The sequence below is a fragment of the Roseiarcus sp. genome, assembly GCF_052145395.1.
Lineage (GTDB): Bacteria > Pseudomonadota > Alphaproteobacteria > Rhizobiales > Beijerinckiaceae > Roseiarcus.
Genome location: NZ_JBKQOT010000721.1, coordinates 1 through 10,252 on the forward strand (window position 1 = coordinate 1; position 10,252 = coordinate 10,252).

Sequence of the window (10,252 nt, forward strand, 5' to 3'; positions counted from 1 at the left end):
CGGGCTGCCTGCGGAGACGGAGGCGTTCCTGCTCATGCCGGTCGATATGCCGCTCGTGCGCGCCTCCACGATCGCGCGGCTCCTCGACGCCGCGTCGGCGAATGACGCAGCCATTCTCTACCCGACGTTTCGCGGCGAACGCGGTCACCCGCCGCTGATCCGGCGCGCGCTGTTTGCCGAAGTCCTTGCATGGAGTGGCGACGGCGGCCTTTTGGCGCTGCTTCAGCGGCGCGAGCGTGAGGCGCTGAACGTTCCGGTTTTCGACTGGGGCTGCCTCACCGACATGGATCGCCCCGAGGACTTTCGCCGGCTCGCGTCGGCGCTGGCGCGCCGCCGCTTTCCCGACCCCGCGGAGTGCGAGGCGATGCTGGAGGCGGCGGCGACGCCGGAGCCTGTGCGCCGCCACAGCCGCGTGGTCGCAGCACTGGCTGCGGAGATCGCGCGGCGGCTCCGTCTGGCGGGCGAGCCGGTCGACCCGGATCGCGCGCGCGCCGCCGCGTGGCTGCACGACATTGCGAAGGGACTTCCCCATCACGCCGAAGCGGGCGCCACGATGATCGCCGCCTTCGGCTTCCCGGAGCTTGCCGAGGCGGTGGCGCGCCACACCGATCTCGGGGCGGGGGCCACGCGGCTCGATGAAACCGCCGTCGTTTATCTCGCCGACAAGCTGGTCCGGGGCGAGACGCGGGTCTCGCTCGAGGACCGCTTCGTTCCCGCGCTCGTGCGCTACGCCGACGACTTGGCTGCCTTCGCCGCAGCGAACCGCCGGTATCTCGGAGCCAAGGCCGTGCAAGAGGCGATCGAAGCGCGCATCGGCCGCCTCGATACGCCCCGTGAGAGGCCTCGCGAAACTCTGATCGGAACACCCCGATGACCTGCTGCGCTAACCCCTCCCTTGGCGTCACGGAAAGCGTCTGCCCGGAATGCCTCGCGACGATCCCGGCCGAGCGAATCGCCGAGGGCGACACGGTTTATCTGCGGAAAACCTGCCGCGAGCACGGGACGACTAAAACGCCGATCTGGCGGGGCCTCAGCTCCTATCGGCTCTGGGGAGAAGCGCCGCGCGCCTATTCCCGGCCGCCGGTCGCCGCCACGCCGGTCGCGCGCGGCTGCCCGCAGGATTGCGGGCTCTGCCCCGACCACCGCCAGCAGGGCTGCTGCGTCCTCCTCGAGGTGACGTCGCGCTGCGATCTCGCCTGTCCCGTCTGCTACGCCTCGGCCACCCGCCAGGGGACCGACGCGAGCCTCGGGGAGATCGAAGGCTTGCTCGACACGCTCATGGAGTCCGGCGGACGGGTCCATGTCCAGCTGTCGGGCGGCGAGCCGACGGTGCGGGATGACCTGCCGGACATCGTCGCCCTCGTCCGATCGCGCGGCTTCGACTTCGTTCAACTGAACAGCAACGGCGTTCGCCTCGCCAAGGACACCGCATTCGTGGCCGAACTGGCGAAGGCCGGACTCGACTGCGTGTTCCTGCAGTTCGACGGCGTCGACGACGACGTGCACCGCCGCCTAAGAGGCGCGAAGCTCATGCGGCTGAAGACGCTCGCCATCGACCATTGCGCCAAAGCCGGGATCGGCGTGGTGCTGACCCCGACGCTCGTTCCCGGCGTCAACGTCGACGCGATCGGCGCCATTGTCGATTTCGCCGTCGCGCGCGTGCCTGCAGTCCGCGCCGTGCACTTCCAGCCGGTCAGCTATTTCGGGCGCTGCCTCGCGGCGCCGGACGACGCCTTGCGCATCACGCTGCCCGAGGTGATGCAGGCGCTGATCGCCCATAGCGGCAGGACCATCCGCATTACCGACTTCCGGCCCGGGTCGGCGGAGAATCCCTACTGTTCCTTCAGCGGACGTTTCGTGGTCGACGAGGCAGGGCGGCTTACCGCGGCGGCCGAGGCGCCGGCATCCTGCTGCGGCGCTCCCGAACCCTCTCCGAAAGCTGCATGCTGCGGCTCGACGCGCCCGAGCGCGGAGGTGGCGCGGGAGAGGCGCTATGTCGCGGGCCAGTGGACCCGTCATGATCGCGACGCGCCGTCAGTCGCGGGGCTCGAGTCTTTCGACTCCTTTCTCGCCGGCCGCGAGCTGACGCTGGGCCTCTCCGGGATGGCGTTCCAGGACGCCTGGACGCTCGACCTCGACAGGCTCCGGCAGTGCCACATTCACGTGGTCGCGCCCGACCGGCGCGTCATTCCCTTCTGCGCCTACAATCTGACCAGCCGGGACGGCAAGCCGCTCTACCGCGCCGCCACGAGCGCCCTCGAGGCGGCGGGATGAAAACGCTCGACGGCTGGATGGCGGAGCGGATGGGCCTCGCCGGACCGCTCACACGGCCCGCGCTCGCCGCCTGGCAAGCCGAGCGCCTGCGAGAGGCGATCGCTTACGCCCGCGCCGCAAGCCCGTTCTATCGCGCCCGTCGCGACTGGCCGGCGGCGGCGATCGCTTCGACCGCGGATATCGCGCGCCTGCCGTTCACGTTCGCCGCCGATCTGTCGCGAAACGATCCACCGCTCCTGGCGCTGTCACAGGCCGATGTCGCTCGCGTCGTCACGCTGCCGAGTTCGGGCACCAGCGGGCCGCCGAAACGTCTGCATTTCTCGCCGGAGGATCGCGAAGCGACCATCGACTACTTCGTCCACGGCATGGGCCTCTTCACCCGTCGCGGCGACCGCGTGGCCGTCGCCTTTCCGGGCGGCGCGGCGGGCGGCATCGTCGACGGCCTCGCCGTCGCGCTCGGCCGTCTCGGCGCCGACTGCAGACGCGCGGCCCCGCCCTTCGACCCGGAGGCGCTCGCGGCGTGGCTCAGGGCAGAGCGGCCCGACGTCGTGGTTGGCGCCCCGGTCCCGTTGCTCGCCGCCGCGCGCGTCGCCTCGTGCGCCGCCGGCGCTGCGCTTCGCGCGCGCGCGGTCCTCTTGAGCTCTGACCATGTCGCACCGAGCCTTGCGCGATCCATCGGGGCCGCCTTCGGCGCGGAAGTTTTCCAGCACTGGGGCATGACCGAAACCGGCTACGGCGGCGCCGTCGACTGTGCAGAACATTGCGGCTGCCATCTGCGCGAGAACGAGCTTTTGGTCGAAACAGTCGACCCGGACTCCGGCGCGCCGGCCCGTCCGGGGGCGGTCGGCGTGGTGGTCGTCACGACTCTGCGCGGCAGAGCCGTTCCCCTGTTGCGCTATCGCACCGGCGATCTCGCGCGGCTCATCGAGACGCCCTGCCGTTGCGGGTCGATTTTGCGCAGGCTCGATGGCTTCTCGGGGCGGGCTAGCGAAGCGATAACTATGCCCGGAGGCGGCGCGCTGAGCCTGCCGCGCCTCGACGACGCCCTGTTCGCCGTTCAGGCGGTGTCCGATTTCGCGGCGACATTCGACGAAGGCCCGCCAGCCACGCTTTCCCTCTCGATCGCCGCGCCGCCCGCATTGCACGGCGGCGCCGTGCTCGAAGCCGTCCGCGCGCGGCTCGCCAACGACACGGTCGTCGGGCCGGCCGTTCGAGAGCGCCGCCTCAGCCTGGAGCTGTCGCTGGCTGACGCGATTCTCTTCCGGCGCGAGGGCAAGCGCCGGCTCTCGAAAAGGGAGGCGGCGGAATGCGCGCGGCGCTGCTGATTCGGCATGGCGCCGTCGTCGGCGACGCGGATCGCCGCTTCATCGGCGCGACCGACTGTCCGATGAGCGACGAGGGCGAGGCGCAGATCCGCGACCTCGCCCAGCGGCTTTCAGCGCGCTTCCCGATCACGGCGATCTATTGCAGCGATCTCGAACGTTCGCATCGGACCGCTGAGTTGCTCGCGGCCGGGCAAAAGACGCCGATCCATGTCCGCCCGGCGTTGCGCGAGATCGACCTGGGCGAATGGGACGGGGCCCTGCGCAGCGCAATCGCGCAGTTCCAACCCCAAGAGTACGAGCGGCGCGGAGGCGACATCGCCGGCTATCGCCCGCCGGGCGGCGAGAGTTTCTCCGACCTCGCCGCGCGCGTGCTGCCCTGCTGGCGGGCCCTGAACGCTAACGGAGAGGACGGCGTCGTCGCCGTCGCCGGCCATTGCGGCGTCAATCGCGTCATTTTGTGCGACGTGCTCGGCATGCCGCTTGCGAACCTGTTCCGCATCGGTCAGCGACCGGGCTCACTCAACGTGATCGAGGGGCGCCCCGATGCGCAGACCGTGCGGCTTCTCGACGCAGTCGCGCTCTGATGCGATTGGCGCCATATCTTCTCGAGCGTCGCGGGACGCGGGCGCACGGCTGGCTCGTCGGCGCGGGCGCGCGCCGACGAGCCGGCGGCGTTTCGTTCGTTGACGCGCGCATATAACGGGACTGTGATGTCGAAAAGCCCCGGCCGCCCCTCTTGCAAGACAGCTCAGCCAGACACCCAAACGGGGGGAAAGCGGTGAAGTCGAACAGGAGCGAGCCCAGAAGGTCTTCCCAACGCCTTACCGTCGCCGACGGATCCCGGGGCGCGGGGCTCGCTCCCACGGAGATCGCCGCCGCAAAGCGAAGATTTCTGGTCGACGGCGTCGCGCCGGCTACGCCGGCGCTGGCCGCGATTCTGCGGTCTTGGCGTCGCAGCGCGAGCTACGGTCTGAACAGGGCGGCTAGGCCCGCCCTCGATATTTTGTCCCGGCACAGGCTCATTGAAGCGCAGGAGCGCAACGAAACCCTGGTGCGGGCCGCCCGCGGCGAAATGGATGCCCTCTATCGCGACGCCAGGGTCGCGTCCGGAATCGTTATTCTGACCGATCCGCAGGGGCTGGTCCTGCATCGCCTCGGCGTGGGCAAATTCGCCGCCGAAGCGGCCAACGTCGCCCTTCTCCCCGGCGCCAGGTGGGACGAAGCCACCGCCGGGACCAACGCGATCGGCGCCGCGCTCGCCGAACAGGCGCCGGGATCGGTGATCGGCGCCGAGCATTACTTCGAGATGCACAGCATCCTCAGCTGTTCCGCTGCGCCGATCTTCGATCCCTTCGGCGCGATTGCGGGCGTGCTCGACCTGACCAATTCGTCGAACGAGCCGCAGCCCCTGATGCTGGCGCTGGTCAACCGCGCGACGGAACAGATCGAACACACCCTTTTCGAGGCGCGGTTCCGCGGCTTCGAGCAGATGCGGTTCCACACCGATCCCTATGTCATCGGAAGCCCGCACGAGGGGATTCTCGCTTTCGAAGGCGATCGAATCGTTGGGGCAAACCGCAATGGCGTCGCACTTCTCGGCCTCGAATGGCCGGCGCCGCGCGCGCCCAGATTCGACGACCTGTTCACCCTCGAGCACGGCGCGGTCAGCCACAATCCGGCGTCCGACGACTGCATCGTTCAGACCGGAAGCGGCCAGCGCCTGTTCGCCCGCATGAGCCTTTCGCCCAGAGTCTACCGGGGCTGGTCGCCGGCCCAGGCGGCGGCCGACGCCGCCGCCCGGTCAGAGGCGCTGACCCTGCCGCAGATCATCGAGCGCATTCTCGACGGACCGCTCGCGCCCCTGGTCAAGGTCCGGCGCATCAAGGCCGGCCAGCTGATCTATGGAGAGGACGAAGAAAAGGTCGCCGAAGGTGGCCTCGTCATCGTCCGAGGCGGCCGGCTGCGATGCTTCGCTTCCCTCGACGGCAAGGAGTTGACGCTCTTCACGCTCGACGCCGGCGATGCGCTCCCGATCCACGCCGGCCCAATGTTCGAGGTCAAGAAGGACGGCGAGGTCGTCGTCATGAGCGGCAAGGCCTATCAGGAGATCGTGCGGAGCGATCCCGATCTGGCCCGCTCCGCCATGCCCGCCATGAGCCGCATGCTGCAGCGGGCGATTCGCATGACCGAGGACATCGTGTTCCGATGCGTCCGGTATCGCCTGGTTCAGGCGCTGTGCGAAGCGGCGGAGCGAGACGGCCGACAGATCGCCGATGGCCTCGTGCTCGACGCCCCGCCCAGCGCCGAGGAATTCGCGATGCAGATCGGCGCGACGCGGCAATCGGTTTCGACGATCATCGCCGAACTCATCAGGGATCGCCTCATCCGGCGTCTCGACGCCGCGGCGATCGTGATCGCCGATCTCGACCGGCTAAAACAGCAGCTCGCCTGAAGCGAGCCCCCATCGGCCCGGCCGAACAGGAGATATGCGATGTGCGACACATGCGGGTGCGGCGCGCACGACGCCAAGGCGGACCGGACGATCGTCGTGCGAGAGAATCTCCTCTCGGCCAACGACCGCATCGCGGCCCATGTCCGCGGGCATTTCGACGCGCACGGCGTGCTCGCCGTCAATCTGATGTCGTCGCCCGGCGCAGGGAAGACCAGCCTATTGGAGGCGACGATCGCAGCCTTGCCGCCGGGCCTCCGCGTCGCGGTCATCGAAGGCGATCTCGAGACCGAGAACGACGCGGAGCGCATTCGCCGGCATGGCGTGAAGGCGGTGCAGATTACCACGGGGGTCGCCTGCCATCTCGACGCGGCGATGGTCCACGACGCGCTTCTGGGATTGCCGCTCGACGACATCGACATTCTGTTCATCGAGAACGTCGGCAATCTCGTATGTCCGGCCGACTTCGACGTCGGCCAGCATCTCGATGTCGTGCTGCTCTCCGTCGCCGAGGGTGACGACAAGCCGGAAAAATACCCGGTTATCTTCCGCAATGCGGATCTGGTGCTGATCACCAAAGTCGACCTTCTGCCGGTCATCGGAGATTTCGACGTCGAGCGCGCGCGACGCGCGATCGTCCGCTTGAGAGGCGAAGGGCGGATCGAGTGGGTGTCGGCGCGAAGCGGCGAAGGCGTCGACGCGTGGACGCAATGGCTCAAGGACCAGGCGCGCAGGACGCCGCGGCGCTCATACGCCGAAGCGCACGCGCACTGATCACAAAGCAGTCGGCACGGCGCGATCCGGCGGCAGGCGCGCGGGCTCGCTTTTTCTAGAGAACGGGCGCCTCAAAGCCACGTGAGGCGGCGACCGGTCCGTCGTCCCGCAGCGCCGCTCTGCCGGTTGCGCGAAGCGACAAGGCGCTGAGGAGCGCGTCGGCCGTCTCCTCCCAGGTGCGAAGCCGGGCGGACCGGATGGCGGCGACAGATGTCTGGTAGAAATCGGCGTCTCGAACAAGCCTGAGAATCGGCGCCGCGAAGCTGTCGATGGCGCGCGGGTCGGCGTAGGAGCAAAGCGGGCCGCCGACTTCCGGCATCGACGCGGCGTTGGACGCGACGCAAGGCTTGCCGAACCACAGGCTCTCGCCGACCGGCAGGCCCCAACCTTCGGCGAGACTGGGGAACACCGTGAAGCGGGCGCGGCCATACAGCCACGCGAGTTCTTCGTCCGTCGGCGCATCGATCCAGAGGTACGGGCTTCCCGCGTCGGCGCGCTTCAGCACACGAGCGGTCTCCTTGGCGCGCCATCCGACCCTTCCGGCGACGACGAGCCGCGGCCAGCCGGGACCCGCTTCCCGGGCGAGGGATTCCCACAGGCGAAGCAGGGGTCCCTGGTTCTTCCGGGCTTCAATGCTCCCGACGCAGAGCGCGAAGGGGCCCGACCGCTCGATCGCCGCGAGGCGCCGGCTCGGCGCGATTTGGCCGACAAAATTACGAGGCGCGGCTGGAAATACGTGCGCAAGAGGCGCGATCGTCGCGGGCGCAAGCCCGTGCGGAGCGCCGACCGCGCGTCGCGCCCACTCGATCTGGGCCTGGGCGTGCCGCGACACCGTGATCGCGCGCGCCGGCAGGCGAAGCATGCGTTCGAACAGCGGGCGGCAGCCTGCGTCCGCCAGGTCGGGGAACACGACCGGGAGGACGTCGTGAAAAAGCGCCACGACGTCGCACCCGTCGCGCGCGGCCTGCTCGTAAGTCCGCACGCATCGGGGATGCGCCCAGAACGCGCCGCCAACGTAAAGGCAATCCGACGGGCTCCGGCGAGACAGACCGAGCGCGGGGAGAGGCGAAAAAAGGCGCCGCATTTGCGTGAATATTGCTTCGGCGCCGGTCAATCGGGAGTCTGCGAACAGCGGCGCCAGATCGACATGAGCGCCGTACAGGTTGGCGAAGATGTCGGCGAAACGAGGCTCCCTTCGGACGACGCAGCGAACGGACTCGATTTGGACCCGCTGGATTCCCGTCAGCGAGGCGCAGGTCGCAGCGTGAGCAGCCACGTCGGTGAGGTCGAAATGGACGGCCATCCAGCAAAAATCCGCGCGATTGGTCCGCGTCTATCGGAAGCAACGGACCCCTTTTCGATCGCGCGGTGAATGTCCCGACCGATGGAGCCGGCAGGGATCATAAGGAGCATCGGTTCTGCCGTCGAGTGCGGACATTCGAGTGCGGACATTCGACGCCGGAAATGCCGAAGCTCCTGTCCGAAGCCAATGGCCGCCGGGCTCGCTCCGGTCTGAGCAGAAATTCGAGCGGCCGTTGCAACGGAAACCATGTGGCTGACTTTGCGGAACCCATGAGGCTGACTTTGCGGAATCCTCGCGGTATAACAAACGGGCGGATCCGTCATTTTGTCGCCAGGGGGTCTTGATCCGGGAATGAGGGTTTCTCTGCTCGAAGCAACCTCCGGTCCTAGCCGGCTCGAAATCGAGGACGGAACGCGCCCCGACGCCGACAGCGGCTCGCTGCGGTCTGCCTTCGGCCTGCGAACGAAGCGCATGTTGCGATGGGCCCTCATCGCCGTCTTTGCGGCGCCGACCATTCTCTCGGCGGTCTATTACGGTTTGCTCGCTGCGCCGCGCTACGAATCCGAGACCCAGTTCATCGTTCGCGGCATTCATGGGAATCGAGCCGTCCCCGGACTCGAAAGCCTGATGCAGGCGATCGGGATCGCGCGATCGAGCGACGACTCCAACGTCGTTCTCGACTACCTCGGATCGCGCGACGCCGTGTCGCAGCTCGAGGCGGCGCTGCCGCTCCGCAAGTTCTTTGGACGCGAGGAGGCCGATGTGCTGTCGCGCTTCCCGCGCCCGCTTTTCGGCGACAGTTTCGAGCGGCTCTACTGGTATTACGGCGACCGGGTCAAAGCCGTCGCCGACCCGGATACGGGCATCATCACGATCAAGGCGCAGGCGTTCCGGCCGGAGGACGCGCAGGCGATCACGCGACAATTGCTGTCCCAAGCGGAAGTGCTGGTCAACGGAATGAACGTGCGGCTCGAGACCGACACCGTGCGTGCGGCGGAAACTGTGGTCGCTGAGGCCACCAGCGCCGTCATGGAGGCGCACGATGTGGTCACGCGGTTCCGCAACGCGCAGGCTGTCGTCGATCCATCGCAGAATGCGATCGCGCAGCTGAACACGATATCCGATTTGTCCGGACAGGTTGATCGGGTCCTGGCGCAGATTGCGGAAAGCGGGAAGATGGCTCCGTCCAGTCCGGCGACCGTCGCCCTGAAAGCCAAGGCTGACGCGCTGACGGCGCAGATCGCCTCCGAGCAGAAGGCGCTGGCCGGACCCCAATCCGCGGTCGCCGACAAGGTGTCGGTCTACGAGCGGCTGATTCTGTAGCGGAACCTCGCCGACGCAGGCCTGGAGGCGGCGACGGCCTCGCTGACCTCCGCGCGCACCGACGCGCGACGTCAGCATGTCTATGTCGAGGTCATCGCGGCGCCGAACCTCCCCGACGAATCGACGCAACCGCGGCGGCTCCGCGCAATCGCCTCGGCGTTCGCGGTGTCCGCGGCTGCGCTCGCCGTCCTCTGGCTTGTCTCGGTGGGAGTCAGGGAGCACGGGCGGTGAGCGAGAGCGACCTGACGAAAACAATGACAACCCGCGCCGATTCCCGCGTGGGCGATCTCGCGGTTGCGACCGAAGGCGGGCCGATCGCCACCGAAGTCGAACTGAAACCGCTCGCGCTGCGCCCGCAGTATCTGCCGGCCGCGCCGGAGACGGAGACCATCCAGCTGACGGTCGTGGCGAGCGGCTGGCGCTGGCTCTGGCTCTTCGTCGTCACGGTGGCGCTGCCGATGGCGGTCGCCTCCGTCTATCTCCTCGTTATCGCAGCGCCGCGCTACACGTCCTCGGCGAGTTTCATCGTCCGCTCGACCGTCCAGCACAGTCAGTACCCGCTCGCTGCGCTGTCGGAGGAATCGGCGAGCTCAATCGCCCGCGACGAAACGAACGCAGTCAACGCCTATCTCACGTCGCGCGACGTGGTCGAGGAGCTGGCGAAGAACAACAACCTGCGCGAGATCCTCAGCCGGCCGAATGCAGATTTCCTCTTCCGCTATCCGACCTTCTGGCTCCCGAACAACAACGAATACCTGGAGGCTCTTGCAGAATTATTTTGAATGCCAATCAAATTGAGGTGGG

Annotated in this window: 9 protein-coding genes; 8 read left to right on the forward strand and 1 reads right to left on the reverse strand. The window is 68.1% G+C overall.

The genetic code is table 11. The features are described from left to right. The 6 genes from ACLP25_RS24765 to hypB form a co-directional block, all read left to right on the forward strand. Positions 1-874, forward strand: an 874-nt coding sequence (locus ACLP25_RS24765) for an NTP transferase domain-containing protein (RefSeq protein ID WP_442471780.1), incomplete at its 5' end; no start/stop codon positions are given. Next, positions 871-2,274, forward strand: a complete 1,404-nt coding sequence (gene trsS / locus ACLP25_RS24770) for a radical SAM (seleno)protein TrsS (protein ID WP_442471781.1) — start codon at positions 871-873, stop codon at positions 2,272-2,274. The genes ACLP25_RS24765 and trsS, both read left to right, overlap by 4 nt. Next, entirely contained in the window at positions 2,271-3,599 is a 1,329-nt protein-coding gene (locus ACLP25_RS24775; RefSeq protein WP_442471782.1) for a DVU_1553 family AMP-dependent CoA ligase, read from the forward strand. The genes trsS and ACLP25_RS24775 overlap by 4 nt, the downstream gene beginning before the upstream one ends. Next, positions 3,581-4,183: a histidine phosphatase family protein gene (locus ACLP25_RS24780; RefSeq protein ID WP_442471783.1), complete on the forward strand. Its 603-nt coding sequence runs from the start codon at positions 3,581-3,583 to the stop codon at positions 4,181-4,183. Before ACLP25_RS24775 ends, ACLP25_RS24780 begins: the two co-directional genes overlap by 19 nt. Before the next feature lie 467 nt (positions 4,184-4,650). Next, positions 4,651-6,051, forward strand: coding sequence for a helix-turn-helix domain-containing protein (locus tag ACLP25_RS24785; protein WP_442471784.1), 1,401 nt, complete (start codon positions 4,651-4,653; stop codon positions 6,049-6,051). A gap of 39 nt (positions 6,052-6,090) precedes the next feature. After that, complete coding sequence (gene hypB / locus ACLP25_RS24790; RefSeq protein WP_442471785.1) at positions 6,091-6,822, forward strand: hydrogenase nickel incorporation protein HypB; 732 nt, start codon at positions 6,091-6,093, stop codon at positions 6,820-6,822. A gap of 55 nt (positions 6,823-6,877) precedes the next feature. On the opposite strand, the gene ACLP25_RS24795 is transcribed toward hypB, so the two are convergent. Continuing rightward, on the reverse strand, positions 6,878-8,125 hold the full coding sequence (locus ACLP25_RS24795) for a glycosyltransferase family 4 protein (protein ID WP_442471786.1): 1,248 nt from the start codon (positions 8,123-8,125) through the stop codon (positions 6,878-6,880). 351 nt (positions 8,126-8,476) lie between these two features. On the opposite strand from ACLP25_RS24795, the gene ACLP25_RS24800 reads away from it, so the two are divergent. Beyond that, positions 8,477-9,448, forward strand: coding sequence for a hypothetical protein (locus tag ACLP25_RS24800; RefSeq protein ID WP_442471787.1), 972 nt, complete (start codon positions 8,477-8,479; stop codon positions 9,446-9,448). Between the two features lie 227 nt (positions 9,449-9,675). After that, positions 9,676-10,230 carry a Wzz/FepE/Etk N-terminal domain-containing protein gene (locus tag ACLP25_RS24805; RefSeq protein WP_442471788.1) on the forward strand — a complete coding sequence of 185 codons (555 nt, stop codon included), beginning with the start codon at positions 9,676-9,678 and terminating at the stop codon, positions 10,228-10,230. The last annotated feature ends 22 nt before the right edge of the window (positions 10,231-10,252 follow it).